At 67.5% G+C, this 26,612-nt stretch carries 24 protein-coding genes; 11 read left to right on the top strand and 13 right to left on the bottom strand.

All coding sequences use genetic code 11. The features are described 5' to 3' along the window. Nucleotides 1–135: 135 nt before the first annotated feature. Nucleotides 136–714 carry a hypothetical protein gene (locus VGK32_13375; GenBank protein ID HEY3382759.1) on the bottom strand — a complete coding sequence of 193 codons (579 nt, stop codon included), beginning with the start codon at nucleotides 712–714 and terminating at the stop codon, nucleotides 136–138. 9 nt (nucleotides 715–723) lie between these two features. On the opposite strand from VGK32_13375, the gene VGK32_13370 reads away from it, so the two are divergent. The 3 genes from VGK32_13370 to VGK32_13360 are packed head-to-tail and all read left to right on the top strand — an operon-like array spanning nucleotide 724 to nucleotide 2,704. Then, complete coding sequence (locus tag VGK32_13370) at nucleotides 724–1,854, top strand: M20 family metallopeptidase (protein ID HEY3382758.1); 1,131 nt, start codon at nucleotides 724–726, stop codon at nucleotides 1,852–1,854. A gap of 10 nt (nucleotides 1,855–1,864) precedes the next feature. Continuing rightward, nucleotides 1,865–2,005 carry a hypothetical protein gene (locus VGK32_13365; protein HEY3382757.1) on the top strand — a complete coding sequence of 47 codons (141 nt, stop codon included), beginning with the start codon at nucleotides 1,865–1,867 and terminating at the stop codon, nucleotides 2,003–2,005. Between the two features lie 24 nt (nucleotides 2,006–2,029). Then, the gene (locus tag VGK32_13360; GenBank protein ID HEY3382756.1) at nucleotides 2,030–2,704 is read left to right on the top strand and encodes a M48 family metalloprotease; all 675 of its coding nucleotides are present in this window, start codon (nucleotides 2,030–2,032) and stop codon (nucleotides 2,702–2,704) included. 1 nt (nucleotide 2,705) lies between these two features. Here the strand turns inward: VGK32_13360 and VGK32_13355 are convergent, their stop codons facing one another. From VGK32_13355 to accD, 10 genes are all read right to left on the bottom strand, one after another. Beyond that, complete coding sequence (locus VGK32_13355) at nucleotides 2,706–3,623, bottom strand: UbiA family prenyltransferase (GenBank protein ID HEY3382755.1); 918 nt, start codon at nucleotides 3,621–3,623, stop codon at nucleotides 2,706–2,708. Continuing rightward, complete coding sequence (locus VGK32_13350; GenBank protein ID HEY3382754.1) at nucleotides 3,620–4,966, bottom strand: DUF92 domain-containing protein; 1,347 nt, start codon at nucleotides 4,964–4,966, stop codon at nucleotides 3,620–3,622. Before VGK32_13350 ends, VGK32_13355 begins: the two co-directional genes overlap by 4 nt. Continuing rightward, nucleotides 4,963–5,910 (bottom strand): NAD-dependent epimerase/dehydratase family protein, encoded by a 948-nt coding sequence (locus VGK32_13345; protein ID HEY3382753.1) that lies wholly within the window; start codon nucleotides 5,908–5,910, stop codon nucleotides 4,963–4,965. The genes VGK32_13350 and VGK32_13345 overlap by 4 nt, the downstream gene beginning before the upstream one ends. 7 nt (nucleotides 5,911–5,917) lie before the next feature. Next, nucleotides 5,918–6,928 (bottom strand): GDP-mannose 4,6-dehydratase, encoded by a 1,011-nt coding sequence (locus tag VGK32_13340; protein ID HEY3382752.1) that lies wholly within the window; start codon nucleotides 6,926–6,928, stop codon nucleotides 5,918–5,920. Beyond that, nucleotides 6,925–7,944, bottom strand: coding sequence for a dTDP-glucose 4,6-dehydratase (gene rfbB / locus VGK32_13335; GenBank protein ID HEY3382751.1), 1,020 nt, complete (start codon nucleotides 7,942–7,944; stop codon nucleotides 6,925–6,927). The genes VGK32_13340 and rfbB overlap by 4 nt, the downstream gene beginning before the upstream one ends. Then, entirely contained in the window at nucleotides 7,937–8,434 is a 498-nt protein-coding gene (locus VGK32_13330; protein HEY3382750.1) for a dTDP-4-dehydrorhamnose 3,5-epimerase family protein, read from the bottom strand. Before VGK32_13330 ends, rfbB begins: the two co-directional genes overlap by 8 nt. A 10-nt stretch (nucleotides 8,435–8,444) precedes the next feature. Beyond that, nucleotides 8,445–9,512, bottom strand: coding sequence for a glucose-1-phosphate thymidylyltransferase (locus VGK32_13325; protein ID HEY3382749.1), 1,068 nt, complete (start codon nucleotides 9,510–9,512; stop codon nucleotides 8,445–8,447). A 20-nt stretch (nucleotides 9,513–9,532) separates the two neighbouring features. Continuing rightward, complete coding sequence (gene lptD / locus VGK32_13320; GenBank protein ID HEY3382748.1) at nucleotides 9,533–11,812, bottom strand: LPS assembly protein LptD; 2,280 nt, start codon at nucleotides 11,810–11,812, stop codon at nucleotides 9,533–9,535. Nucleotides 11,813–11,953: 141 nt separating this feature from the next. Continuing rightward, nucleotides 11,954–13,270 carry a folylpolyglutamate synthase/dihydrofolate synthase family protein gene (locus tag VGK32_13315; protein HEY3382747.1) on the bottom strand — a complete coding sequence of 439 codons (1,317 nt, stop codon included), beginning with the start codon at nucleotides 13,268–13,270 and terminating at the stop codon, nucleotides 11,954–11,956. Nucleotides 13,271–13,279: 9 nt separating this feature from the next. Next, the gene (accD, locus tag VGK32_13310) at nucleotides 13,280–14,173 is read right to left on the bottom strand and encodes an acetyl-CoA carboxylase, carboxyltransferase subunit beta (protein HEY3382746.1); all 894 of its coding nucleotides are present in this window, start codon (nucleotides 14,171–14,173) and stop codon (nucleotides 13,280–13,282) included. A gap of 49 nt (nucleotides 14,174–14,222) precedes the next feature. Between accD and VGK32_13305 the strand changes: the two genes are divergently transcribed. From VGK32_13305 to VGK32_13295, 3 genes are all read left to right on the top strand, one after another. Then, on the top strand, nucleotides 14,223–14,861 hold the full coding sequence (locus VGK32_13305) for a deoxynucleoside kinase (GenBank protein HEY3382745.1): 639 nt from the start codon (nucleotides 14,223–14,225) through the stop codon (nucleotides 14,859–14,861). 100 nt (nucleotides 14,862–14,961) lie between these two features. Beyond that, the gene (gene menC / locus VGK32_13300) at nucleotides 14,962–16,068 is read left to right on the top strand and encodes an o-succinylbenzoate synthase (GenBank protein ID HEY3382744.1); all 1,107 of its coding nucleotides are present in this window, start codon (nucleotides 14,962–14,964) and stop codon (nucleotides 16,066–16,068) included. A 35-nt stretch (nucleotides 16,069–16,103) separates the two neighbouring features. Continuing rightward, entirely contained in the window at nucleotides 16,104–18,281 is a 2,178-nt protein-coding gene (locus tag VGK32_13295) for a HEAT repeat domain-containing protein (GenBank protein ID HEY3382743.1), read from the top strand. A 789-nt stretch (nucleotides 18,282–19,070) separates the two neighbouring features. Here VGK32_13295 and VGK32_13290 read toward each other — a convergent pair. Both VGK32_13290 and VGK32_13285 read right to left on the bottom strand, forming a co-directional pair. After that, nucleotides 19,071–20,645, bottom strand: a complete 1,575-nt coding sequence (locus tag VGK32_13290; protein HEY3382742.1) for a hypothetical protein — start codon at nucleotides 20,643–20,645, stop codon at nucleotides 19,071–19,073. Continuing rightward, nucleotides 20,642–21,799 (bottom strand): D-alanine--D-alanine ligase family protein, encoded by a 1,158-nt coding sequence (locus VGK32_13285; GenBank protein HEY3382741.1) that lies wholly within the window; start codon nucleotides 21,797–21,799, stop codon nucleotides 20,642–20,644. The genes VGK32_13290 and VGK32_13285 overlap by 4 nt, the downstream gene beginning before the upstream one ends. A gap of 37 nt (nucleotides 21,800–21,836) precedes the next feature. Here VGK32_13285 and tgt point away from each other — a divergent pair, with 37 nt between their 5' ends. The 5 genes from tgt (at nucleotide 21,837) to VGK32_13260 (ending at nucleotide 26,605) form a co-directional block, all read left to right on the top strand. After that, nucleotides 21,837–22,979, top strand: a complete 1,143-nt coding sequence (gene tgt / locus VGK32_13280) for a tRNA guanosine(34) transglycosylase Tgt (protein HEY3382740.1) — start codon at nucleotides 21,837–21,839, stop codon at nucleotides 22,977–22,979. Next, complete coding sequence (gene yajC, locus VGK32_13275; GenBank protein HEY3382739.1) at nucleotides 22,976–23,329, top strand: preprotein translocase subunit YajC; 354 nt, start codon at nucleotides 22,976–22,978, stop codon at nucleotides 23,327–23,329. The genes tgt and yajC overlap by 4 nt, the downstream gene beginning before the upstream one ends. Beyond that, nucleotides 23,326–24,888: a protein translocase subunit SecD gene (secD, locus tag VGK32_13270; protein ID HEY3382738.1), complete on the top strand. Its 1,563-nt coding sequence runs from the start codon at nucleotides 23,326–23,328 to the stop codon at nucleotides 24,886–24,888. Before yajC ends, secD begins: the two co-directional genes overlap by 4 nt. 2 nt (nucleotides 24,889–24,890) lie before the next feature. Further along, nucleotides 24,891–25,907 carry a protein translocase subunit SecF gene (gene secF, locus VGK32_13265; GenBank protein HEY3382737.1) on the top strand — a complete coding sequence of 339 codons (1,017 nt, stop codon included), beginning with the start codon at nucleotides 24,891–24,893 and terminating at the stop codon, nucleotides 25,905–25,907. 86 nt (nucleotides 25,908–25,993) lie between these two features. After that, nucleotides 25,994–26,605 (top strand): DUF502 domain-containing protein, encoded by a 612-nt coding sequence (locus tag VGK32_13260; protein ID HEY3382736.1) that lies wholly within the window; start codon nucleotides 25,994–25,996, stop codon nucleotides 26,603–26,605. Nucleotides 26,606–26,612 lie beyond the last annotated feature (7 nt).

The raw sequence follows: 26,612 nt of genomic DNA, 5'->3' as shown, positions 1-26,612 counted from the left end.
GTGCTCGGCGCGTGGGCCCACTCGGCCAACTGGTGCAGATCGTCGGCCGCCACGCGGCCCGTGAGGCTCGTGTCTGTCATGCACACAGCATCTCACGCTTCTGATTCGTTGTCTAGTTATATGTGGGACACTACACTAGCGTCTTGCGGTGCTGGCCGCGGCCGGAACCGGGACCACCTGTACGACGGTCGCAAAACGGGCCGGTTCCGCGTTCGGCTTTGGATTGGGATAGCCTTCAAGGCCGCCCCAGGTGTAGTCCTTCACGGTGATGCTCGGGGGGAAGCCCATTGCATCCTCCCGGAACCTGCCCACCTCGAACATGTGAGTGGCGGGTTCCTCGAACACCAGTTCGCCCCTCTGCTTCAACACCGACTTGTAGTAGGCGACCACATCGGCAAAACTGGCAGTGGTGCCGAACAGGTAGAACCGCTGTCCCCGGCCCGCATCGTACGACGTCAGGAACTCGAGCGTCGGGTAGAGCGGCAACCCGAGCGTCGCCTCGCTGGGGACGGTGCCGTCGGCCTGCGGCGCCGGACTGGCCGGTGCCTGCAGTGGTTCAGCAGGCGTTGTCGGCTTCTGGGCAGGCGTCGCCGGCTGTTGAGGCGGCCGTGGGTACGCCTGCGGGACCGGCGGCCGGACTTGTGCGGCGAGCCCGAGGCGGCCTGCCAGGAGCACGGCCAGAGCCAGAGCCAGAGCCGAGAGGTGGCGCTTCATGTGCCAATTATGAAACAGCTCGCAGCGTTTTGCGAATCGAAGCGCGGGTGGCTGCTCGAGACCATCGAAGCGCTCGCCCGTCTGGAGTCGCCGAGCACGGACAAGGTGGCGGTCGATCTCTGTGGCCTTGAGCTGGCCCGGCGGCTCCGAGCCATTGGTGGCCGCGTGACGCTCATCCCCGAGGCGGCGGCGGGCGATCACGTGCTGGCCGATTTCGGTTCGAGCGGCCCACGCACGCTCCTGCTCGGTCATTTCGACACGGTCTGGCCGATTGGGACACTGGACCGCATGCCGGTGCGCGCGGCGGATGGTCGGCTGTGGGGGCCGGGTGTCTTCGACATGAAGAGCGGAATTGGCCTGGCGATGCTGGCCGTCGAGGCACTGGCCGCGAGTGGTGCCCTGCCGCGCATTGGTGTGCTCCTCACCACCGACGAGGAGACCGGAAGCGTCACGTCCCGTCAGTTGATCGAGGCCGAGGCGAGGAACAGCCGGGCCGTGCTCGTGCTCGAACCAGCGCTGCCGGGCGGCGCGCTGAAGACGTCGAGAGCCGGATGCGGTGCCTTCGAGATCGAGGTGCGCGGGCGTGCCGCGCACGCTGGAATCGAACCGGCCAGGGGGGCGAACGCGCTCCTCGAACTGGCCGAACAGATGCTGAGTGTCGAACGGCTGCAGGACCTCGAGCGCGGCACGTCACTGACGGTGACGCTCGCCGTTGGCGGCACCCGGGCCAACGTCGTCCCGGCCGGGGCCCGAGCCACCGTGGATGCCAGGGCGTTCGGCGCGCAGGAGGCCGAGCGGGTGAGCGCGGCCATGACGGCTCTCCGCGCCCGACGGCCCGGGACGACGGTGACGGTGTCCGGCGGGTTCACGCATCCACCGCTCGAACGAACGCCGGACGGCGTCCGTCTGTTCGAGATGGCCCGGGCCGTGGCCAGTGAGCTCGGGCACAGCCTCTCGGAAGGGCGCACCGGCGGCGGGTCGGACGGAAATTTCACGGCGGCCGCCGGGGTCCCCACGTTGGACGGCCTGGGGTCCGTTGGCGACGGCGCCCACGCGCCGCACGAGCACGTGGTAATCGACGCGCTGCCTTTCCGCGCGGCGCTCCTGGCCGGCCTTCTGACCCGGCTGGGGAATGTGTGACAATAACGGCATGGCGAACGGTCTGAAAACCGCGCTTCTCCTCGGTCTCTTGAGCGGTGTCCTCCTGGTCATCGGTGAGACGCTCGGTGGCGCCGGCGGCCTGATGATGGCGTTTGTCATCGCGGTCGTCATGAACTTCGTCTCGTACTGATTCTCCGACAAGATCGTCCTGCGCATGTACCGCGCGCAGCAGGTTGGTCCCGAGCACGTGCTCCATCGCGTGGTCGAGCGGTTGGCGCAGCGGGCGAGCCTGCCCATGCCGAAGGTGTACGTGATTCCGGAGATGTCGCCGAACGCGTTCGCCACCGGGCGGAATCCTTCGCACGCAGCCGTGGCGGCGACCGAAGGGATCCTGCGAATTCTCAACGAGCAGGAACTCGAAGGTGTGATCGCGCACGAACTCACGCACGTCAGCCACCGTGACATCCTCATCAGTTCGGTGGCGGCCACGCTGGCCGCGGCGATCATGATGATCGCCCGCATGGCGCAGTTCGCGGCGTTCTTCGGCGGCGCCAGCCGCGACGACGACCGCGACGGAGGCAATCCGATCGGCCTGCTGTTGACGGTGATTCTCGCGCCGCTGGCCGCGATGCTCATCCAGGCGGCGATCTCGCGCTCGCGGGAGTACTCGGCGGACGCGGGCGGCGCGGCCCTCGCCGGCAGTCCCTACGGGTTGGTGGACGCGCTGAAGAAGATCGAGGCGGTCTCGAAGCAGGTGCCGCTCGACGCGAACCCCGCGACGGCTCACATGTTCATCGTCAAACCGTTCTCGGCCTCTGGGCTCTTCTCGCTGTTCAGCACGCACCCGCCGACCGAACAGCGAATCAGGGCGCTGCTGCACACGGCGTAGGTCAGAGCAGGTACGCTAGCGCGAAGCCAATCTGCGCGACGAACATCATCCGGTACATGTGCGCCCAGGAGACGTGGTTCTCCTCGACGGCCAGATCCTCGGGCCTGCGCAGCATCAGGTAGCAGACGTACAGCCCATAGATCGCCATCACCACACCGAGCAGTTGCAGCAGCCAGAAGTTGCCGGTGAGCACACCGAGGGACGCGCCGAGCGGGATCATCAGGAACGGCACCACGAACGACGGCGAGATCATCCACGCCGCGCGGCGGACGCCGAACTGAATCGGCAGCGTGCGACAGCCACCCCGGGCGTCGCCCTCCATGTCCGCGAAGTCCTTCGTCGTCGTGGCCCCGAGCAGGAAGAGTCCGAAGATCGCACCGATGAACCAGGGCTCGAGGCCGAACACCGTCTTGACCGACGACCAGCCAGCCACCTTCAGCAACACGCCCCGAGGGATCGCGACGGTGAGATTGGCCCAGATGCCGAGCCGCTTCGTCCGAAACGGCGGCACCGAGTACAGGGCGGTGATGAGCGTCGCGGCCGCGACCAGCCAGAAGCACTCGTGGCGACCGGCGGGGGCCACCAGCCAGGCGAGAATCCAGGCGGCGGCAAACGTCACGACGGTGAACACCCACGCTTCACGCATCGTCATCCGGCCGCTGGTGAGCGGGCGCTTCGGCTTGTTCACCGCGTCGATGTCGAAATCGTAGATCTGGTTCAGGCCGTTCGACGCCGCGTTGAGGACGGCCGCCATGAGCGTGCCGACCAGCGGGTAGACGATCAGCCACCACGACCACCCCTCTCGCGGCACGGCGCCGATCGCGGCCGCGCCGCCCGAGGCCATGCCGAGGGCCGGCGCGAAGAGCGTGAACGGTCTGGCGAACTCGAGATAGATGCGGAAACGGGATCGGTCGATCATCGGACGAACATCCAGGCGAGGGCCACCGCGAAGGCGGCGGCCAGCGCCGTGTTGATGAAGTTCAGCATGTCGTTGTTGAGTGTGCCGCTCGACTCGAGCGTCGCGCCGAGAGAGCTCTCGACGAACGAGCCGGCGGTGGCGCCGATCGCCGCGAACCACAGGCCGTTTCCCTTCACGAGGCCGAGCGAGAGGCCGAGCGCTGCCAGCGCGAGTGCGGCCACCAGTCCGGCGCCGGTGCCCTCGAGCGAAATGGCTCCCGAGGTGCCAGGCCTGACGCGCGTGAACGTGGGAAACAGGTACGTCCGTGTGCCCCACGCCTTGCCGATCTCGCTCGCGACCGTGTCACTGGCGCCGGCCGTCAACGCCGCGACCATCACGAGGAGCGCGCCTTCGCGATACGGCGACAGTCCTGCGATGACCGCCGCGAACGCCGCGAGTCCGGTATTGGCGATCGCGTTGCCGGGGCCGCGACGCCCCCCTCGCTCCTCGGCGATTCCGAGGACCGACTTCCGCTTCACGCCCAGGCGCGTCGACACGATGGCCGCCAAGAACGACGCGAACAGCAGCAGCCAGCCGGCCGGGCCGGCGCACGCGAAGATCGTGACGCCGATGATCGCGCCGATGACGGCACCGGCGCCGTTGACGGTTCTCGCACGCCACCCGAGCGCGGCGATCGGCACGTTGACCAGCGTCGCATACAACAGTCCCTGCGGGAGCCACGTCCGGGCCGCCGTGCAGGACTCCGGCGTGATGAGCGCCAGTCCACCGAGCACGATGCCGGCGGTGATGGGCACCGAGATGTTGTCGTCGAGGCGGACCGGCAGCGACTCGACGAGCCCGGCAGCGACAGCCGCCAGGATCGGTGCGCCGATCGTGAACAACAGCGGCGGCAGCGGTGCGACGGCAGGCCTCGTCCACCAGGCGAGCGCGATGCCGGCGACAGAACCCGCGACCATGAACGCCACCGATCCGGCCACGGTCTTGTCCGGATTCCACGGCAGTGCGCGCCGCCGCCTGCGCGTCCCGACGATGGTCGCGAAGCCGTCGCCGAATGCGAGGATGCCCCACGCGGCCGCCACGACGTCGGGCCGGCGCGGGAAGGCGAGGATCAGCAACAGGACGGAGAGCGGGTAGAACAGGATGCCGAGCGGGTACCCGCGCGCCGCATCGCCCGGACGGTAGAGCGCGGTCTGCGCGAGGCGCGGCAGCACGAAGAGATTGAAGAGGAATGCGACGACCGCGCACAGGGCGGCCTGCCACCAGGTCAAGAACCGGAGCAGGAGCGCGAATGCCGCCATCGACATGTGGAGCGTTTGCCGCCGGGTCTCCGAGAACGACGTCATGGTTCCACACCGTGCCGCAGTTGAGCCACGATTCGCGCCACACCGTCGCGAAGTGACGTGATGCGATACCCGAGATCGCGAATAGCGAGATCGCTGTCGAACGCCCAGTCCCGGGTGAGAATCTCGACCGTGCCGACGGTCAGCAGGGGCGGACGATGGGTGAGCGCGGCGCGCCATTCCTCGAACAGCCCGACCGCAGCCGCAAGCGACGCCGGGAGGCGACGTGGCAGCGGTCGGCCGGTCAGCTCGCGGACGATCTCGAACACGGCCATTTGCCGGGCGTTCTCCCCGCACAGACGATACCGCGCGCCGATCTCGCCCCGTTCGAGCGCAGCGACGTGGCCTGCCGCGACGTCGTCGACGAACGCATAGGACCAGCGGCAGTCGGCGCCGACGAGGCCGGGCAGCCGCCCGGCCAGATGATCGGCGATCATCCCGCCCACGAGATTGCCCTCCGTGAGCGGGCCGGGTCCGTAGATCACGCCGGGGTACAGGCGCACCAGGGGAACGCCCTCCGCCACGGCGCGGTCGGCGAGCCGGTCGGCCAGGACCTTCGTGCGCTGGTAGTCGTTCCACTGCTGCGGCCGGTCGGCACCGGTTGGCGGCAGCGCGAGGAACGAGGAGGTATACACGAGGCGAGGGATGCCACGATCGCGGACGACATCGAGCACGTGGCGCAGGCCGCCGACGTTCACATCGTCGAACTCAGACGCGTGACGCCGCCACACGCTGACGAGCGCCGCCGAATGACAGACGCTGTCGCAGTCCGCGGCGGCGTCGGCGAGCGCACGAGGGTCGCGCACGTCGCCGTCGAAGGTTGCGCCGGAGACGCCGCTCGTCGTGGCGTGACGGGAAAAAGCCACGGTTTCGTGACCCGACGCCTGGCACGCGGCCACGATGGCGCGGCCAAGAAAGCCGGTGGCGCCGGTGACGAGGATCTTCACAGGGTCATTATGCGCCGGAAGCCCAGCTGGCCGGTCGCCGAACGGCGTCGGGCCGTTCTTCTGCCCCGCTCGCGACAACGTGCCGCCAGTAATCGAGCAGATCGCCAAGCGTCTGCGACATCGGGATGCGCGGCTCCCACCCGAGTTCGCCGGTCAGGCGGCTGCGATCGCCGAGCACGAGCGACTCATCGTGCGGTCGGAGGCGAGAGGGATCTCGCCGTACTTCGATGCGCGTCCGCGCCTCCTGCAGCAGGGACTCGAGGATGTCGCCCATCCGGCGCGCCGTCCCCGAGCACACGTTGTAGACGGCACCGGCGGGCGCGCGCTCGAGAATCGTGTGGTACGCCCGGACCGTATCGCGGACATCCGTGAAATCGCGTCTGGACTCGAGGTTGCCGACGTCGAGGACGGGCGCTGCCAGTCCGTGCTCGATTCGAGCGATCTGACGGGCCACGCTCGCCGTGAAGAACGAGGGCGCCTGCCGCGGGCCGATATGCGGAAACGATCGCGTCACGGCGACCCGTAACCCGAGATCGGCCGCCGCCTCGACCGCGGCCATCTCTTGCGCCAGCTTGCTCATGGCGTACGGACTGCCGGGGCCGAGCGGATGATCCTCGCTGATGGCTCGGTCGTGTTCCCGGTAGACAAGGGCCGAGCCGGAGACGAGAACGACAGCAGCCGGGACGGCAGCCGCGACGGCGTCGAGCAGGATCTGCGTGCCGAGGACGTTGACCTCGAGCGCCTGCGAGGCCAACTGCCAGGAACCCCCTACCTGGGCCGCGCCGGCCAGGTGGTAGACCCTCGACGGCCGGATGGTCTCGACGGCCTCGCGAACAGCCCGGGCGTCGAGCAACTCCACGGCCATCCACCGGCATCGCGTCCCGGTGGGCGGTTGCGGGAGACGTTCGCCGGGTCGTCGCCAGGCGACGACCCGCCCGGCGTCGGCCTCGAGCAGATCCAGCAGATGACTGCCCGCGAAACCTGCGGCGCCGGTGACGAGGATCGGATCCAGGGTCATGTCGTGGAGCGCTGGCCGTATTGCTGCTGGTAATACGCCTGGAACCCCTCGTCGCCCTGCTTGATCGGCCGCCACCACCACTCGTTCGCCGTGTACCACGCGACCGTCTCGCGCAGGCCCTGGGCGAACTCCATCTGCGCCCGCCAGCCGAGGCCGCGCAGTTTGCTGGTGTCGAGGCAGTAGCGGCGATCGTGGCCGGGACGGTCGGTTACCGGCCGGATCAGCGACTCGGGGCGATCGGCCAGGGCCAGGATGCGCCTGGTCAGCTCGATGTTCGGAATCTCGTTGCCGCCGCCGATGTTGTAGACCTCGCCGTCCACGCCCTGCGCGATCACCACGTCGAGGCCGCGGCAGTGGTCGAGCACGTGGAGCCAGTCGCGCACGTTGAGGCCGTCACCGTAGAGAGGCACCGCCTGGCGGTCGATCGCGTTCGTGACGAACAGCGGGACGACCTTCTCGGGGAACTGATACGGCCCGTAGTTGTTCGACGCGCGCGTGATGACCACCGGCACGTGGTACGTCGCCCAGTAGCTGTAGGCCAGGCGGTCCGCGCCGGCCTTGCTCGCCGCATACGGATTTCGCGGCTTCAGCTCGTCGGTTTCACGGCTCGCGCCCGTGGTCACACTGCCGTACACCTCGTCGGTCGAGATCTGCACGAACCGACGAAGATGGGCCGCCTCGCGCGCGGCCTCGAGCAGCACGAACGTGCCGAACACGTCCGTCCGGATGAAATCGCCGGCGCCGAGGATCGATCGATCGACATGGGTCTCGGCGGCGAAGTGCACGACGATCTCCGAGCGCGCGACGAGCGGGCGCACCAGCACCGCATCCGCGATGTCCCCGCGGACGAACGCGTGGCGCGGGTGGTCCATCACGTCATGGAGATTCTCGAGCCGGCCGGCGTACGTCAGCTTGTCGAGCGTCGTCACACGCCAGTCGGAGTGCGTGGCGAGCGCGTACCGCACGAAGTTGCTGCCGATGAACCCCGCCCCACCCGTGACGAGCACCTCAACCATCTTTCCGGCTCCAATCGTACGGCAGCGCGCCGTGGGGCTCCAGGCGGAACTCGTCTGGATCGTCGTAACGGTACCATTCGGTCGGCGCATTCACCACGAGGGCGATCTCCTCGCTGATGCACTTCCACCCGTGGTAGACGAGATTCGGCACCTGCACCAGCAGCGGGTTCTGCGATCCCACGAAGAACTCGTTCACCGCTCCCTCGGTCGGCGACCCCGGCCGCGTGTCCACCAGCACCAGTTTCACCATCCCGCTCACGCAGGCGAAGTTGTCGAGCTGCACCTTGTGGTAGTGCCACGCCTTCACGACCCCCGGGTACGTCGCCGAGACGTACACCTGGCCGAACTTGGTGAAGAACTCCCCGTCATCGGCGCGCAGGATCTCCATCAGCCAGCCGCGCTCGTCGGGAACCAGCCGCAGCCGTTTCGTCTTGACGCCGACAATCGAGGGATGGCGGGTCGCGGCGGTGTACGCCTTCGGATCGCTCACGGACGCCCCTTTACCAGCGGATGCCGACTTCGGAATTGTCACCGAGCATGAACCGGTACGCCGACGGTTTGACCGGCGCCCGATAGATGCGCACGTTCTTGCCGATCAGGCTGTCCTCGATCCGGTTCGCCAGATCGCTGATCACGCTGCCCTCGAGTACGATGCTGTGTTCGATCTCCGCGTCGCGCACCTGCACGTCGTTCATGATGGACGTGAACGGGCCAACGTAGGCGTGCGTGACATGGGCGCGGGCGCCGATGATGACGGGGCCACGCACCACGGAGCGCTCGATGATCGCGCCGGCCTCGATGACGACCTTTCCCTCGACGCGCGAGTCCGCGTCGACCGTGCCGTCGATGCGCCGGGCGAGCGTGTCGAGGATGAGGCGATTCGCCTCGAGCATGTCCTCGAGCCTGCCCGTGTCCTTCCACCAGCCCTCGACCAGGTGCGGCCGGACCTCGAGGCCGCGATCGATCAGATCCTGGATGGCGTCGGTGATCTCCAGCTCGTTCCGCGCGCTCGGGCGGATGCGCCGCACCGACTCGAAGATCTCGGGACCGAACATGTAGACGCCGACCAGCGCGAGGTCGCTCTTCGGCTCCTTCGGCTTCTCGACCAGCCGCACGACCCGGCCGTCGCACAGTTCCGCGACGCCGAACATCTGGGGATCGGACACGTGCGTCAGCAGGATCTGCGCGGCAGGCTTCGCCGCGGCGAACTCCTCGACGAACTCCCTGATGCCCCTGTTCAACAGGTTGTCGCCGAGATACATGACGAACGGCGAGCTGCCGAGGTAGTCCTGGCTGATGAGCACCGCGTGCGCCAGGCCGCGCGGCGCATCCTGTTCCAGATACGTGACGCGGAGCCCCCATCGCGACCCGTCGCCCACCGCGGCGCGGATCTCCGCGGCCGTGTCACCGACGACGATGCCCACGTCATGGATGCCGGCCTCGGCCATCGCCTCGAGGCCGTAGAACAGCACGGGCTTGTTCGCGACCGGCACGAGCTGCTTCGCGCTGGTGTAGGTGAGGGGACGCAGGCGCGTTCCCTTGCCGCCGCTGAGGATCAGACCTTTCATGAACGGGATCCCGTCAGTCGCTACCGTTGACCGCCGCCAAGTCCACCCAGGGCGCCGAAAAAGTTGGAGAACGTACCCAACCCCGCCAGTGTGAACGAGAAGTTGAAGCGATGATCCTGCTTGATGGGGAAAGCCGCATTGGCGGCCGGGTAGTTCCAGGTCTGGTACTCGACGGCAAAACCGCAGCACTGCGCGTTGTAGTACCCGACGATTCGGCTGGTCAGCATCGTCGTTCGCTCGATGTCGTAGCTGAAGGCGAAGGTGCCGCCCACGCGATTGCCGGGCGACCGCAGCGCCGTCGTCGCCTCGACCGCGTTGTTGCGGGCGACCGTTCCGAGCGCATCGACCGACCGGCGCTCGCTGTACCCCCCCGTGAGGCTGAGCCATTCCTTGAGCGCGACCTGACCGCTGGCCGTGACGCTCTGGATGGCCGCCTGCTTCGTGTCGTAGTACAGCTGCATCGACCCGTTGATCTGATCGGCCGGCGACGTGCGCACGCGGACCAGGATCGGCGAGAAGTTGCTCCGGGTCTGGCCGGAGAAACTGGTCGAGTAGTTGTAGTCGTACTGTCCGGCGCGCGAATCCGTGTAGTAGGTCTGCCCGATGTCGACACTCAGGATCTCACGAGCGCTCCCGGCGCCCACGCCCCCACGCCGCTTCGCGAGCACGCGGTTCGTCACGCCGTAGTCCACCCGCGTCGTCCCGCCGAGGATGTAGTCCCCGCCGTCGAGCTGCACGACCTCGTTGAAGTTGTCCACGGAGGTCACGTGCTGGATGCTGGCGTACGGTTCGATGGTGTGCTTCCACTTCTCCGCGTAGCCGTTGTTCGGCGTATTCCACACGCGGTTGACCACCGGGCCGGTGATCCGCGACTGGACATCGAAGTACCGCCGGACAATCGACTGATCGAGGATCTGGCTGGTCGTCGGATCCTGGCTCCTCGTCCAGTACGTCGCGCGCCACGTCAGCGTATTGGCCACCGTCAGGAACTGCCACTTCGTGAACGGCAGGCGGAGCGTCGGCTGGAAGTCGAACCGCGTGAGGCCGCGATCGGTGATGGTGTCGCCCGAGCGCGATTCGCGGGCCAGGCTGGCATACTCACCGCTCATCGTGAAGTAGACCGGCGTGCCGAACAGCGGGCGATCACCGCGCGAGAACTGGACACGGGGCGTGCCGCCGGTGAGCGTGGTGTCCGTCGGGCCGGAGAAGTACTCCGCGCGATCGTAGGCGGCGTTGATCGTGAAGCCCTTGACCTGGCCGTTCACGCTGCCACCGAACGACCGTGACGTCCGCGACGCGTCGTAGATGTTGGTGTTGTACGTCTGCTGGGCCGTGATGTCGGAGAAATAGTCCACGCGCCCGCGTGCGCTCCAACCGTGACCGAGCGACTGGTTCAGGTTCGACCGGATCTCGTAGCTCTTCCTCGCCGGCAGCGACGCAACGGATCCGTCCGACGCGACGGTCGTCGACTCGTGCTCATTCAGGCTGTAGAGCCGGAGGTAGCCCGACGAGCCGGGCGACGACACATACCTATACTCGCCCCCAACGCCCTGGCCGCGCGCCGAAAACCAGTCGTGCATGAATGTCGCGTCCTGGCTCCGGTTGATCGCCCAGAAGAACGCGTTGCTCAGCGAAAACCCCCGGAGGGTCGACGTGCCGTACGTGGGCATCAGGATGCCGGTCGCGCGATTCTCCTTGTTGATGGGGTAGAACAGCACCGGCAGGTAGAAGACCGGAACGCCCTTGGCGCGGACGAGCGCGTTCGCCAGGAACGCGTAGTGATCGAGATTGAGGATGACGGTGCCGGAGGTGATCTGCCAGCGTGGCGTCGGCTGCAGGCACGTGGTGAAGCCGCCGTGCGAGATGCGGTACTTCTTGGCGCCGATCTTCTCGATCTTCCGCCCGTAGAAATAGACGTCCGGTTCCTGGCCGCCCATCGCGTCGTGCGACACCCGCTCGGCGATCGAGGCGAACCCGGTCGCGTTGTAGAAGGTGCCAAGCCGCGTCTCGGTGTTGAACTCCGCCCGGTCAGCGGAAATCTGGCTGTCCGGCTGGCGAACCGTCACGTTTCCGGTCGCGACCACCTTGTGAATGTCGGTGAACGACTCCACCTCGTCCGCGTAGAACTTCGTGTCGCCGCTCTGGGCCTCCACCGCCCGAATGAGCTTCACATGGTTCTTGCTGATCCGGTCGATGAGGCCAGCCTTGGCCGAGTCGAAGCCGTTCTCCTGCTGGCCGATTGCCGGAACGGCGCACGCGAGGAGGAACACCAGCGCGGCGACCGCGGACGGCCGGGTCATGCGTAGGAGCGAGGCAAGCAAGGCATACCCGGGTGCGGACGTGAGAAATCCCCTTTACTGGTGTAAAACCTCGCAAGAATACCACGTCGACCGGGCGCCAGCAATCGACGGCCGGAGGTGGATCTCGCGTGCGCGAACGGCTCAGTGCGCCCCGCCCGGAGGCCGCCTGTCGTCGGGGCGAAGGCGCCCGACGAGTTCCCCGACCACGAAGATCGAACCGGCCGCACAGACCAGCCGGGCGTGGTTCCACGCCCGCTCGAGGGCCATCACGGGATCGGGCTCGATCTCGGACGGGACATCGCGTCCCAGCCTGCGAGCCGTTTCGGCCAGCGCGCCGAGCGGGAGGGCACGGTCGGTGTGCGCACGGGTGAGAAACAAACGCGAGGCGAACGGGATCAACGGTGCCAGCGTCCCGGCGACGTCCTTGTCCTTCATGATCCCGAAGACGATCGGCAGACCTGCCGGGTGAAATTCCCGGAGGTATTCGGCCAGCGCCCGGGCACCCGCGGGGTTGTGGGCCGAGTCGCACAGCACCTGACGCCCGGTCGCGTCGGTCAGCAGATCGAGACGTCCCGGCCAGCGGGTCGCGCCGAGCGCGGCCACAACACCGTCTGCCCCGACGCGGGTTCCGAGCCTGTCGATCTCCTCGAGCAATCGAACGGCCACCACCGCGTTGCTGGCCTGATGTCGGCCTCGCAACGCGAGCGGGACACGGCCGTAGGTCCGCGCCGGCGTTCGGAGGTCGAGGACAGCCCGCCCGCCGTCGAACCCGAGGATCTCGGCGCGCACCCCGTCCCCCGCCCGGATCATCGTCGCGTGCCGTTCCCGACACACCGCCTCGAAGACGCGCAGGGCCTCGGGCTTCGTCTCGCCGACGACCACGGGAATCCCCGACTTGATCACTCCGGCCTTCTCGGCGGCAATCGCCGGAATCGTGTGCCCCAGGAATCGTTCGTGGTCGAAGTCGATTGTCGTGATCGCCGCCGCGACGGGTGTGACGATGTTGGTTGCGTCGAACCGCCCGCCCAGGCCCACCTCGAACACCGCGAAAGAGACGTGCGCACGGCGAAACAGTTCGAAGCCGATCGCCGTCGTGACCTCGAAGAACGTCGGCTGGGTCTCCAGGCGCCCGCCGGACAACGCGCGATCGACCGCCTGCCGGACGGTGGCCGCCGCGGCAACGAGCGACTCGGTGTCGATCTGCCGGCCGTCGATGACGAATCGCTCCTCGAGGCCTACCAGGTGCGGTGAGGTGTAGAGACCGGTGCGATGGCCCGCCACGCGGAGGCCGGTTTCCACCATCGCGGCGACGGAGCCCTTTCCGTTCGTCCCCGCGATGATCACCGACGGGCAGGCAGCTTCGGGATGGCCGAGAGCCGCGCAGATGGCGTGGATGTTGTCGAGGCCGAACTTGATCCCCAGCTTCTCGAGGCTGAAGAGATAGGAAAGCGGATCCACTGGTGCCGCCTAACCAGGCGTGACTCGGCCGCTCGGAGGCGCCGATGCGGGCACGCCGGCGTCGCTGGCGCCCATGAAGCGCACCGCGCGGGCAATCGCGGCCTTGAGTTCACGGCGGTCGACGATCTGGTCGATCATGCCGTGCTCCAGGAGGAACTCGCTCCGCTGGAACCCCTCGGGCAGCTTCTGGCGAATCGTCTGCTCGATCACCCGTGGTCCCGCGAAGCCGATGAGCGCTTTCGGTTCGGCGATATTGAGATCGCCCAGCATCGCGAAGCTCGCAGTGACGCCGCCCGTCGTCGGGTCGGTCAGCACGGAGATGAACGGCAGTCCCGCGCGGTCCAGGCGGGCGAGGGCCGCGGATGTCTTCGCCATCTGCATCAACGACAGCGCGCCTTCCATCATGCGCGCTCCGCCCGAGCACGAGACGATGACGACCGGCGCCCGACGGGTGATCGCCCGCTCGATGGCGCGGGTGATCTTCTCGCCGACGACCACGCCCATGCTGCCCCCGATGAAGCCATACTCCATCGCCGCGATCTCGGTGTCGATGCCGTCGAGGCGGCCGGACGCCGTGATCACGGCGTCCTTCATGCCCGTGGAGGCGATGCTCGCCTCGAGCCGGCTCTTGTACGGCTTGGTGTCGGTGAATTGCAGCGGGTCGGTCGAGATCAGGTCCGGGTCGTGGACGACGAACGCGTCGTCGAACATCATCTGCAGGCGCTCGGTCGCGGACATCTTGAAATGATGCGCGCAACGCGGACATACAGCGAGATTGGCCGCCAGATCCTTGCTGTAGATGAGCTGCGTGCAGTCGGGGCACTTCACGTACAGCCCTTCGGGCACGCGGCTCGCCTTGTCAGACGGCGCCATCGGCTTGCGCGTCTTCTTGAACCACGCCATTCAAGGGAGCTTATCAGAATGCCGCGGACCGGGGTATACTCCGACCGCTTTGGACTTCCGCTACGTCGCGCTCGAGGGCCCCCCCGGAGTGGGTAAGACCGCGTTGGCCGAACGTCTGGCCACGCACATCGACGCCACCGCTGTCCTCGAGGAAACCGACAATCCGTTTCTCGCCGACTTCTACGCCGATCGTGCGGGCGCCGGCCTCCAGTCGCAGCTCTTCTTCCTCCTGAACCGGCACCGGCAGCAGGTCTCCTTGCGGCAGGCGGACCTCTTCAGCCAGTCCACGGTCTGCGACTACCTGTTCGAGAAGGACCGAATCTACGCGTATCTGAACCTCGACGACAACGAGCTGTTCATCTACCAGCGACTGTACGAACTGCTGGCCCGCGACGTGTCGTTGCCCGATCTGGTGGTCTACCTGCAGGCGCCCTCGGACCTGCTGGTGAAGCGGCTGCGCGTTCGTGACGCGGAGCAGGAGCCGTATCGGCCCAATCCGGCCTACGTGCAGAAGCTCAACGAGGCCTACCAGCACTTCTTCTTCCACTACACCGCGACTCCCCTGCTCGTCGTCGAGACGTCGCAGTTCGACCTCGCAGGCAGCGACGACGCGCTCGACGACCTGTTGCGCCAGATTCGCGGAATGGGCCGCGGCACCCGGTACTACGTTCCACGCACCAAAGCCTGAGTGCTGGCGCCGGGCTGCGCCACGCGCGCGTGCTATCATGCGGGCAGTGTCTCCCCGGTCGCTCCGACCGCACGACACCAGACCGCCGAGGCGAAATCCCGTGAACATCGACCGTATCGAACTGCGGTTGCTGCGTCTCCCGCTGGTCCACTTCTTCGAGACCAGCTTCGGCCGCGTCCACGACAAGGCCTTCATCCTGGTCCGGCTCTTCGGTGACGGCGTCGAGGGCTGGGGCGAGTGCGTCGCCGAGGAGGCGCCGTACTACAGCCCGGAAACCAACGAGACGGCGTGGCACGTCGTCACGGAGTTCCTGGGGCCGACGCTGCTCGCGACGCGGTTCTCGCATCCACGCGAGGTGTTCGGCGCCTTTCGTGCGGTGCGCGGCCACAACATGGCGAAGGCGTCGCTCGAGATGGCGGCGTGGGATCTGTACGCCCGCCAGACGGGTGAGCCGCTGTCGAGGGTGCTCGGTGGCGAACGGACGCGCATCGCGTCGGGCGTGTCGATCGGCATCCAGGATTCCCTCGACCAACTGGCGCAGAAGATCCGGACGGAACTCGACGCCGGGTACCGCCGGATCAAGATCAAGATCAAGCCGGGGTGGGACATCGACGCCGTTCGAATGGTGCGCGATCGCTTCGGCGACATCCCGCTGATGGTGGACGCCAACGCCGCGTATTCGCTGGCGGACACGGACCATCTGGCGGCGCTCGACCAGTTTCACCTGATGATGATCGAGCAGCCGCTCGACTACGACGACGTGGGGCAGCACGCGATACTGCAGCGCCGGCTGGCGACGCCGATCTGTCTCGACGAGTCGATCCACTCGCCGGAACAGGCTGAGCATGCCATCGAGGCGGGTGCCTGCCGCATCATCAACATCAAGCCGGGGCGGCTCGGCGGGTTCACGCCGTCGATTCGCGTGCACGATCTGTGTGCGGCGCGAGGCGTTCCAGTGTGGCACGGCGGGATGCTCGAGTCGGGCATCGGCCGGGCACACAACATCCACCTGTCCACGCTGCCGAACTTCTCGCTGCCGGGGGACGTGGCAGCCAGCCGGCGGTATTTCGTGCCCGACCTCATCGAGCCGCCGGTCGAGGTGGCGCCGGATGGCACCATCGCGGTGCCGGCCGGGCCCGGCATCGGCGTGGCGATCGTGCTCGACCGAATCGAGCGCGCCACGTTGCGAACGTCCGTACTTCACTGAGAGTGGCTCCGCCACAGGCGGGACCGCGGCACATCATGCCCACGTCTTCCATGATTCGTCTCGCACGACGCGCCTCGTGCGCGGTCCTGGCCCTCGCGCTGCCCGTTGCGGTGGCGGCATTCGCCGGCGGGCCTCCCTCGGCACCGGCCGCTGCCGTCAGCTACGAGCAGAGACTGTCCTGGATTCTGCGGCTGGAGGACCAGCGCATCCTGCGAGACCAGACGCCGAAGCCGCCGGCCGCGCCGGTTCCCGCGAAGAAGATGCGCGCGACCGCGACGCCGGCCGCACCGGTGCCCGATCTCGTATTGCTGCTCACCGATCGGGATCCTCGAATTCGCTACCGCGCTGCGCTCGCGGTCGGCCGGGTGGGTCTCGCGGCGGGCATCGAGCCGCTGGCGGCGGTCCTGTCATCGGACGGCGAGCCGGAGGTGCGCCAGATGGCGGCCTTCGCCCTCGGTCTGTTGCGCGACGGGTCGGCTGCGGGCGCGTTGCGCTCGGCGCTCGCCGATGCTTCGCCTCTGGTTCAGGGGCGGGCCGCGGAGGCGCTCGGACAGCTGAACGACGCCGGCAGTGCGCCCATGATCGGCGCACTGGCGGCGCGCTACGTCAAGGCCGGCGTGCTCGCCTCGATTGCGCCCGACGACCTGGAGGCGACGCACAGCGCGGAGGTCGAGGCCTTTCGGCTCGCCGTGCTGGCGCTCGGCCGTCTCAAGGCGTACGAACCGCTGGCGGCGGCCGTGCTCGACGCGTCGGGCCGGCCCCTCGTCCGCTGGTGGCCCGTGGCGTTCGCGCTTCAGCGCACCGAGGATCGACGTGCGTACGGACCGCTCGTGGCGCTGGCGACAGGGGACAGTCTGTTCGGGCGGTCCTTCGCGGCCCGTGGGCTTGGAGCACTCAAGGACCCGGCGGCGATCGACACGCTGGCCGCGCTGGCGCAGGCATGGTCGGAGGACGGCCGCACCGCGATCTCGGCGGTACGCGCGCTCGGCCAGATCGGCGACCGACGCGCCGGGGCCGTCCTCGTGAAGCTGCTCCGGACGAGGAACCTCGATCCCCAGTTCCTGCTCGACGTCATCCCGGCGATCGGTGCGACGCGCGCCGCGGGTGCGATCGATCCGCTGCTCGACCTGGTGTCCCACCCGTCACCCGCCGTCCGATCGGCCGTGCTCAGGGCGATCAAGGACCTCGACACGCAGGCGTTCCTGCTCATGCTCTCGGGGATCGACACCGATCGCGACTGGAGCGTCCGGGCAACACTGGCGACGTTGCTCGGCGGCCTCGATGCGCAGGCGGCGCTGCCGCGCCTGACGGCCATGTTGCAGGATCGGGACCTCCGGGTGATTCCCGCCGTGCTGGGCGCGTTGGTGAAGCTGAAGGCCCCGAAGACCGAACAGGTGCTGCTCGAGTGGTTGAGGCACGACGACGTCGTGGTACGCAGCGCTGCGGCAGCCGGACTCGGCGAGCTGAAACCGGCAGGCGGGGAGCGCACGCTCATCGACGCGTACCACGCCGGTGTCCGCGACGCCTCGTACAGTGCGCGCAGCGCCGTACTCGACGCGCTGGCGAACTACGGTGCCGCGGCCGCGACGCCCACGCTGCGGGAAGCGCTGTCGGACAAGGACTGGGCTGTGAGGCTGCACGCCGCCACCCTGTTGAAGCCGTTCGATCAGGCGGCCGATCTGCCGGCGGCCATCCGTCCGGCGCCCGGTGCGCAGGAGGCGAGCTTCTACGAGTCGCCCGAGTTGATCGTGCCCACCGTGTCACCGCACGTGTTCATCGACACCAGTCGCGGCACGGTCGAACTCGAACTCGCGGTCGTCGATGCGCCACGCACCTGCGCGAACTTCGTCGCGCTCGCCGCGCGGGGCTTCTTCAACGCCGCGGCGCTGCACCGCGTCGTGTCGAACTTCGTCGTGCAGGATGGCGATCCCCGCGGCGATGGCGAGGGCGGGCCCGGCTACACGATCCGCGACGAGATCAACGAGCGTCCCTACCTGCGCGGCACGCTCGGCATGGCGCTCGAATGGGCGGACACCGGCGGCAGCCAGTTCTTCATCACACATTCCCCGCAGCCGCACCTGGACGGGCGTTACACCGTCTTCGGCCGCGTCGTGTCTGGATTGGAGATTGTCGATCGGCTGCAGGCAGGGGACACGATCACGCGGGTGAGAGTGTGGGACGGGAAGACGATGCTGGGCAATTCCGTACAATAAAAAAGGGGGCGACGCTCGCCCCCTCTTCTCGCGGTAAGGCTCTTACCGCTTCTTGCCGGCCTTCTTGGCGGGCTTCTTCGCGACTTTCTTCGCCATGTCCTTATCCCCCCCTTCGGTTTGGAGTGCGTGAGTTGGCGCCCGGGATGACGCAGCGTGCGAACCGGATGCTGACGTGCCCTGGCGCTCTCCGCTTCGTTGCTCGCTCCCACGCGTTGCGGGAGTCCGCATCTCTCGAACCGAGGCCGCCCGTTCCGACCTCGAGTTGCTGGCGATCGTCTAGCGCGTCCTCCCGCCGGGTTTCTTTCTCGCCCCCCCCGCTCTTCGCCGTTTGTCCTCCCGGCGACCAGCGACTGAGTTGCGCAACCGGCATCGAGCAATCACAAGGCGTGGCCTAAGCCCACCTCGCTCATACTGCATGTAGATTATGGTTGAGAAAAAAATGATGTCAAGCACAAAGTGACATCAAAAGTCAAAAACCCGAGCGACACGCGATCGTCGCGACGCGATCACAACGCGATCGACGACGCGATCGACGACGCGATCGCATCGCGCGTGGCGACGATGTCGGATGATCAACACGGAGATCGCAGAGTACGCAGAGATGATGCGGATCATCAGAACGGGGATCGCAGATCACGCAGAGATGATGCGGATCATCAGAACGGAGATCGCAGATCACGCAGAGTCGATTTGGATGATCGACACAGAGATCGCGAAGATCGCAGAGTTCCCCGGGGCGATTGACTGGTGCTCGTTGGTCTGCGCGTGCTCTGTGTCAGCGGTCGTGGACTACTGCCCGTTGCTGCCGAGGCGGGAGAGGGCTTGTGATGCCGCGAGCTTCGTGTCGGCGTCGGCGCCCCGTGTCGTCGACGCGCGGCGATACAGATCGATTGCCCGCGCGCGATCGCCGCTGGTCTCGACGAGGCGTGCGGCGCCAAGGTACGACGCGGCGAGGATCGTGGGCGGCGGCATCGGACGCCGTGCGATCAGGCGCTCGAATTCGGCGAGCGCCGTCCGCGTGTCCTGGCGCTGGACGTTGAGCGAGGCGAGGCGGAAGCGGGTGACCGGATCGGTCGGGTTGATCGACGCGGACCGACCGAGGCTGTCGGCGGCGGCCTCGATCGATCCGCGCTGCAGGTGCCGCCAGCCGTCGAGTGACAGGCGATAGGCTTCGGCCAGCCGCGCATCGGGACTCCGCCTCAGGCCTTCGCGCGCCGCGATCCGCACTCCCTGCGGATCGTCGGGAGGCGCGGCGGCAAGCGCGGCCTGATACGCCGCCACCGCCTCCCCGCGTCGCCCCAGTCGATCGTACGCCATGCCGAGATGCAGGCGCGCCAGTGCCGTGGCGCCGTACGGCGCCTGGGGCTTCGCGTCCGCGACGAGGCGAAACTGCTCGAGGGCCGAGTCGGTCTCGAAGAGCGCGTCGAGCTCGATCCCGATGCCGATCCGCGCACGCGCTTCACTCATCTCGGGAAACGACAGCCGCCGCTGCCGGGCCTGGTTGAACAGCGCGCGCCACGTGTCGAGCGCTGCCGCCTCATCGTGCAGGTAGACGCGCTGCACGTCCGCGATGGCCTGGAGGAAGAGTGGATTGTGCGGATAGCGGGTGCGCAGGCCGCCCAGCAGTTTCAGCGCCTGGTCGGCGTCGCGCTCGTACCAGATGTAGATCAGGTGCAACTGGAAGTCGGCCTCGCCGCGCAGCAGTTCGCCGCGGTCGCGGGCGCGCACCATCTCCTGCAGACCCTGCACGCGGTTGCCGCCGGGCAGGAGCAGCATCCAGCGGAGCAGCTTCAGCGCCGCGGGCGCGATGTCTGCGTAGTAGTGATAGAGACCGATCCCGAAGTACGCGTCCTGCAGCGTGGGGTCCTGGGCGAGCGCCCGCTCGAGCGCGTCCTTGATCCGCTTCCCGTCCCGGGCGGCGGCAACCCGCTCCCCGCGCAGCACGCGAAACTGCACCCGCAGGCCGTACGCCGCGCCAACGAAGAACCAGGCGTCGCCGCGCCGCGGCTCACGCCCGACCCACCGTTCGGTGGCCTCGACGACGCGATCGATCTTCGTCCGGAACTCCCCGTCGAGCGACCGGTTCATGGGATCGAGCTGGATGCGCCACCAGAGGGAGGTCGCGCGCAGCAGTTCGCACGCCTCGACGGGTGCCGGACCGCACGCCTGCGCGATCTCCGCGTCGGCCGCATCGAACCGGGCGTCGAGAATCGCGTCGTAGCACCGCGCGAGCGCGGGTGCGTAGGGCAGGCTGCCGGCCGAGGCGACCGCCGCCGGCAGGCCGAGGGCGACCATGAGGGTCCACGTGGCGCGCATGAGCACGAGCTGCCAGCCGCCAGCCGGCAGCTGCCGACGGCCGATCACGGATAGCTCGTGCGCAGCGTCTGCTTCCCGGCATGTCGTTCGAACGCGAGTTCCACCAGGCGGTCCAACACGGCCGCGTAGCTGACGCCGCTCGCTTCCCACAGTTTCGGGAACATGCTGATCGTGGTGAAGCCGGGAATCGTGTTGATCTCGTTGACGTAGAGCCGGCCCGACTCTCGCGACAGCAGGAAATCCACGCGCGCGAAGCCCGCGCAGTCCACGGCCAGGAAGGCCTCGACCGCCAGGCGCTGCACCTCCGCCGTCTGTGCCGCGTCCAGCGGTGCCGGGATTGTCGTCTGCGATTCGTCCAGGTACTTCGCGTCGTAGTCGTAGAACTCGCGCGACGGCACGACCTCGCCCGGGACGGAGGCCTCGGGGCGGTCGTTGCCGAGCACCGAGCACTCGATCTCGCGGGCCGCCGGCACCGCGGCCTCGATCACGATCTTCCGGTCGAATTCCGCGGCCACCGAGATCGCCGCGCCGAGGTCGGCTGCGGACTTGACCTTCGAGATGCCGACGCTCGACCCGAGGTTTGCCGGCTTGACGAAGACCGGATAGCCGAGCCGCTCGCCAATCATCGTGGCCACCGGTTCGGGCGAGGCGGCCCAGTCGGCGCGCATCACCACGAGATGGGGGACCATCGGGAGACCGCGGCCGGCGAAGGCCGTCTTCATCATCGCCTTGTCCATGGCGACAGCCGACGCGAGGACGCCCGCGCCCACGTAGGGCACGCTCCCGAGTTCCAGCAGGCCCTGCACCGTACCGTCCTCACCGTACGGTCCGTGGAGCACCGGGAAGATGACGTCCAGCGACAGGCCGGCGACGTAGGCGTTCTCGCGGCCGACCGCTTCTCCCTGCGACCGTTCGATCGTGAGGAGGGTTTCTTCGCCGGGATGCGGCACCAGGTAAGCTTCGCGGCCCGATCGAGTCGGGCGCGCGGCCTCCTGGCGGGCCTTCGCAATCACGTCCGACGCGATGGTCGTCGTGGGCGGGCGGTCCGCAATCGTCAGCCGGCCGTCCCGCTCGATCCGAATCGGCACCGGGTCGTATTTCTTTCGGTCGAGATTTGCGATGACGGCCGCCGCCGAGGCGAGCGACACCTCGTGCTCGCTGGACCGGCCGCCGTAGATGACACCAACACGGAGCTTTTTCACGTCGAGGAAGCCTCTCGGAGTCGTCATACTATACCGCATGCTCGCGACTTTCACCTTCCGGGTCACCCACTCATCCGGCGTCGCTCGGACCGGGGAGATGACCACGGCGCACGGCACGGTCCGGACGCCGGCGTTCATGCCCGTCGGCACCCAGGGAGCCGTGAAGGGCGTCCTCCCCCGCGACCTGGTCGAACTCGGCGCCGAGATCATCCTCGCCAACACCTACCATCTGTACCTCCGGCCCGGCGACGAGTTGGTCGCCCGCCTCGGTGGCCTCCACCGGTTCGCGGCCTGGGATCGGCCAATCCTCACCGACAGCGGCGGCTACCAGGCGTTCTCTCTTGGCGCCAGGCGAACAATCGACGAAACGGGCATCCATTTCCGGTCCCACCTCGACGGCAGCGAGCACCTGCTCACGCCGGAGAAGGCGACCGACATCCAGGCCAACCTGGGTTCGGACATCGCGATGGTGCTCGACGAATGTCTGGGCTACCCGGCGACCCGTGACCAGGCGGCGGCTTCGATGGAGCGGACGCTGCGCTGGGAGATGAGGTGTCGGGAACGATTCGTGGCACAGGAGGCCGGCACCAATCCGGGTCAGGCGCAGTTCGGGATCGTCCAGGGCGGCACCTTCACGGATCTGCGCGCCGCCAGTGCCCAGGCGACGGTGGACATCGGGTTCGAGGCGTATGCGATTGGCGGCCTCAGCGTCGGCGAGCCGCCGGACCTCATGTACGATATCGTGGCGGCGGCCACGCCGGCGCTGCCGGAGGACCGACCCCGGTATTTGATGGGAACCGGCACGCCATTGGACCTGGTCGAGTGCGTGGCGCGCGGCATCGACCTGTTCGACTGCGTCATGCCCACCCGGAATGCCCGCAATGGTCAACTCTTCACGCGCCAGGGGCGCCTCAACATCAAGAACGCCCGGTTCGCCGCCGACCCGGCGCCGCCGGATTCCGAGTGCCGGTGCTACACGTGCCGTCACTTCTCGCGCGCGTACCTGCGGCACCTTTATGTGGCCGGCGAGATCGGCGCATCAACCCTTAACACGTTGCATAACCTCACCTTTTACCTTGACACGATGCGGAGGATCAGAGAGGCTATAGTGTTTGGCTCGCTCGATCAGCTATTACAGGAATACCGTCAGACCTTTACCCGCCGGTCGGTCGACTCATGACATCAATGATTGCTCATGCCCTAACCGTCGTGGCCATGGCCACGCCGGCCGACAGCAACGTAAGCCCCTGGGTCCAGTTCCTGCCGTTCGTGCTGGCGCTGGCCATCGTGTACTTCGTGCTCCTGCTGCCGATGAAGCGGAAGCAGAAGAAGGTGCAGCAGTTCATCGACGCGCTCAAGGTCGGGGATCGCATCGTCACCAGCGCCGGCATCTACGGGACCATTTCGAGGATTGCCGACAAGTCGGTGAAGGTGCAGATTGCCGATAAGGTTACCGTCGAAATTTCCAAGGCCGCGATCGCAGGGTTCCAGGGGCAGGACCCGGTCGTGACCGACACAACTCAAGCATGAACAACCTTCGCTGGCGCATCCTCCTGATAGTTGTCATCATCGGTGCCTGCCTGTGGGCGATCATCCCGCCGGACAAGAAGATCCGGCTTGGACTCGACCTGAAGGGTGGTGTGCACCTCGTCCTGCGCGTGCAGACCGACGAAGCGCTCCGGCTCGAAACCGAGACGAGCGCCGAGCGGGTGCGCGAGGACATCGAGAAAGCGGGTATCACGGGCGCGACCTTCAAGACGCTCGGCCCGACGTCGTTCCAGGTGACGGGCGTGCCGCCCGCCCAGGACGCGTTGCTGCGGCAGGCCTCGGCGGGCATCCAGGCCAGCTACAACCGCGAAGGCGGCACGGGCGGCACCTACACCTTCGTGATGAAACCGAACATCGCCAACGACTTGGCGGCAGCGGCGGTCACGCAGGCGCAGCAGACCATCGAGCGTCGCGTCAACGAGCTCGGCGTGGCCGAGCCGATGATTGCCAAGCAGGGAGCCGCGGGCGACCAGCTCCTCGTGCAGTTGCCCGGGGTTACCGACATCGAGCGGGCGAAGAGCGTCATCCAGTCCACCGCGCTCCTCGAGCTGAAGCTCGTCGAACAGGGGCCGGCGGGCTCGCGCGAGAACCTGCTGCAGGCGACCAACGGCCAGGAGCCGCCGAACACCGAGGTGCTCCCCGGGGTCGAAGGGCGGGTGGCGGCGGGTGAGCGGCCGGCGACGGTGTACTACCTGGTGCGGAAGGTGCCGATCATCACGGGCCGCGACCTGCGCAGCGCGAAGGAGGGGCCGGACAGCTTCAACCAGCCGGCGATCCACTTCTCGCTCAAGCCCGACGGTGCGACGAAGTTCGCCAGGGCAACCTCCGAGAACATCAACCGACGGCTGGGGATCGTGCTCGACCGGACGGTGGTGTCGGCGCCGAACATCGAGTCACGCATCGCGGACGAGGGGCAGATCACGGGCAGCTTCACGATGCAGGAGGCCGAGGATCTCGCCCTCAAGCTGCGGTCGGGCGCGCTGCCTGCGCCGCTCACCTACCTCCAGCAGCAGACGATTGGTCCGACGCTCGGCGCCGATTCGATCCGCGCGGGCGTGATCGCGTCGCTCGCCAGCCTCACGCTGGTCGCGCTGTTCATGCTGTTCTACTACAAGCTGTCGGGCGTGAACTCGGTCGTCGCGCTGGTCTTCAACCTGATCATCCTGCTCGGAGCGATGGCCTACATCGGCGCGACGATGACGCTGCCGGGCATCGCGGGCTTCGTGCTCACGATGGGCGTGGGCGTCGACTCGAACGTGCTGATCTTCGAGCGGATCAAGGAGGAACTGGCGGCGCAGCGCGGCGTGCGCGCGTCGATCAACACCGGGTTCAGCCGCGTGTTCCTCACGCTGGTCGACACGCACCTGTCGGCCCTGATCTCGGCCGCGTTCCTGTTCCAGTTCGGCACCGGGCCGATCCGGGGCTTTGCGACGACGCTGTTCTTCGGTCTCGTCTCGAACCTGTTCACCGCGACGTTCGTCTCGAAGACGATGTTCGAGGTCGTCCTGGCAGAGCGTCACTCGGATACGCTGAGCATCTAGTCATGCAGATTTTCCACAACCCGAACTACAACTTCGTCAAATATCGCTGGCACGCCCTCGTCGTCTCCTGGGTCCTGATTCTCGCGGGCCTCGTGATGATCTGGACCACGGGCATCCCGCTCGGCGTCGAGTTCTCGGGTGGCACGCAGGTCGTTCTCCAGTTCGACCAGCAGCGGCCGAGCATCGACCAGGTGCGGACGGCGCTCGACAAGCATTTTCCCGGCGGCGGTCAGAACGTCGTCGTCCAGACCTACGGCACCGAGGTCCAGCGCGAGATCCTCGTGCGCGTGCCGCACACGGGCAAGGAGTCGGGCACCGAGCTGACGCGGACGGCGGACGAGATCCAGGCGGCCGTCAGGGCGGGAGGCCTTGGGGCGTTCAAGGTGGCCGGGACGGAAGTCGTCGGACCGGTCGTCGGCCAGGAGTTGGCCAGCAAGGGCACGTGGGCCTTCCTGCTCTCGCTGTTCTTCATCCTGCTCTACCTCTGGTTCCGGTTCGAGCTGAGTTTCGCCGTCGGCGCCACGGTGGCGACGCTGCACGACATCCTGATCACGATGGCGCTTCTGATGTTCTTCCGCTACGAGATGTCGCTGAACATCATCGCCGCGCTGCTCACGATGACCGGGTACTCGACCAACGACACGATCGTCATCTTCGACCGCGTCCGTGAGAACCTGCGAGGGATGCGGCGGGACAACATCAAGGACATCGTCAACGTCGCGGTCAACCAGACGCTGAACCGGACGATCATCACCGGCGGCACGGCGCTCTTGTCGGTCATCGCGCTGTATTTCTTCGGCGGCGAGGTGCTCCGCGGCTTCGCGTTCACCATGATCGTCGGGATCATCACCGGCACGTATTCGAGCGTGTTCATCGCGGCGGCGATCGTCACGTTCTGGCGGCACGGCAAGGGCGGGGCGCGGATCGTCGCGGCGTCGGCGGCGATGCCCGCAGCCCAGCGCCCGACGACGACCGCGCGTCAGCGCAAGGGCTCGCGAAACGGCGCCCGCGCGTCGTAGGCCGCTGCGGCGGCGGTCAGCAGTGCTTATCGCTCCGGGAGAGATGATCCGGCGAGGACTCTCTCTCCCGGGGTGTCTTCTTCACCATGGCCACACCTCGAGCCGTCCTCTGGCTGCGGCGCCGGTTCATCGCCGGGTTCTTCGTCGCCGTTCCCCTGATCATCAGCGTGGCGGCGCTCCTCTGGATCTTCCAGATCATCGACGGGTTGACCGACCCGGTGTACCAGCGCTGGCTCGGCCGCCAGGTCCCTGGGCTGGGTCTCGCCACGACCGCGGCGTTCGTCCTCGTCGTGGGCGTCGTCGCGAGCAACGTGCTCGGGAAGCGACTGCTGTCCCGGGCCGAGGGCTATCTGGTGAGGGTCCCCGTCTTCGGGACCATCTACTCACCCGTCAAGCAGTTGCTCGCTGCGTTCTCGCCCGAGAACGAATCAGGCCTCAAGCGTGTCGTGATGGTGGAGGACTCGTGCGGCGGCCTGCGGATGGGGTTCGTGACGAAGGAATTCGAGCTCGACACCGGCACGGGACTGCGCCCGTTCGCCGCCGTCTACCTTCCGACGAACAACCTGTACCTGGGCGACATCTACGTCTACCCGCGCGATGCGCTGGTGCTGCCGGACATCACGGTGGAAGAGGGCGTCAAGATCTTCCTGACCGGCGGCATGGCGATCGCAGACCGGCTCTTGGCGCGACGGCCCTAGCGGTTGG

The organism is Vicinamibacterales bacterium (genome assembly GCA_036504215.1).
Classification (GTDB): Bacteria; Acidobacteriota; Vicinamibacteria; order Vicinamibacterales; family Fen-181; genus FEN-299.
Note: the sequence above shows the minus strand (reverse complement) of the source record. Positions and strands in the feature narration are given on the sequence as shown.

What these genes read in the sequence shown, in the direction of transcription:
- VGK32_13375 (HEY3382759.1), bottom strand. Translation starts at nt 714, where the DNA reads ATGAAGCGCCACCTCTCGGCTCTGGCTCTGGCTCTGGCCGTGCTCCTG.
- VGK32_13370 (HEY3382758.1), top strand. Translation starts at nt 724, where the DNA reads ATGAAACAGCTCGCAGCGTTTTGCGAATCGAAGCGCGGGTGGCTGCTC.
- VGK32_13365 (HEY3382757.1), top strand. Translation starts at nt 1,865, where the DNA reads ATGGCGAACGGTCTGAAAACCGCGCTTCTCCTCGGTCTCTTGAGCGGT.
- VGK32_13360 (HEY3382756.1), top strand. Translation starts at nt 2,030, where the DNA reads ATGTACCGCGCGCAGCAGGTTGGTCCCGAGCACGTGCTCCATCGCGTG.
- VGK32_13355 (HEY3382755.1), bottom strand. Translation starts at nt 3,623, where the DNA reads ATGATCGACCGATCCCGTTTCCGCATCTATCTCGAGTTCGCCAGACCG.
- VGK32_13350 (HEY3382754.1), bottom strand. Translation starts at nt 4,966, where the DNA reads ATGACGTCGTTCTCGGAGACCCGGCGGCAAACGCTCCACATGTCGATG.
- VGK32_13340 (HEY3382752.1), bottom strand. Translation starts at nt 6,928, where the DNA reads ATGACCCTGGATCCGATCCTCGTCACCGGCGCCGCAGGTTTCGCGGGC.
- rfbB (HEY3382751.1), bottom strand. Translation starts at nt 7,944, where the DNA reads ATGGTTGAGGTGCTCGTCACGGGTGGGGCGGGGTTCATCGGCAGCAAC.
- VGK32_13325 (HEY3382749.1), bottom strand. Translation starts at nt 9,512, where the DNA reads ATGAAAGGTCTGATCCTCAGCGGCGGCAAGGGAACGCGCCTGCGTCCC.
- lptD (HEY3382748.1), bottom strand. Translation starts at nt 11,812, where the DNA reads ATGACCCGGCCGTCCGCGGTCGCCGCGCTGGTGTTCCTCCTCGCGTGC.
- accD (HEY3382746.1), bottom strand. Translation starts at nt 14,173, where the DNA reads ATGGCGTGGTTCAAGAAGACGCGCAAGCCGATGGCGCCGTCTGACAAG.
- VGK32_13295 (HEY3382743.1), top strand. Translation starts at nt 16,104, where the DNA reads ATGCCCACGTCTTCCATGATTCGTCTCGCACGACGCGCCTCGTGCGCG.
- tgt (HEY3382740.1), top strand. Translation starts at nt 21,837, where the DNA reads ATGCTCGCGACTTTCACCTTCCGGGTCACCCACTCATCCGGCGTCGCT.
- yajC (HEY3382739.1), top strand. Translation starts at nt 22,976, where the DNA reads ATGACATCAATGATTGCTCATGCCCTAACCGTCGTGGCCATGGCCACG.
- secD (HEY3382738.1), top strand. Translation starts at nt 23,326, where the DNA reads ATGAACAACCTTCGCTGGCGCATCCTCCTGATAGTTGTCATCATCGGT.
- secF (HEY3382737.1), top strand. Translation starts at nt 24,891, where the DNA reads ATGCAGATTTTCCACAACCCGAACTACAACTTCGTCAAATATCGCTGG.
- VGK32_13260 (HEY3382736.1), top strand. Translation starts at nt 25,994, where the DNA reads ATGGCCACACCTCGAGCCGTCCTCTGGCTGCGGCGCCGGTTCATCGCC.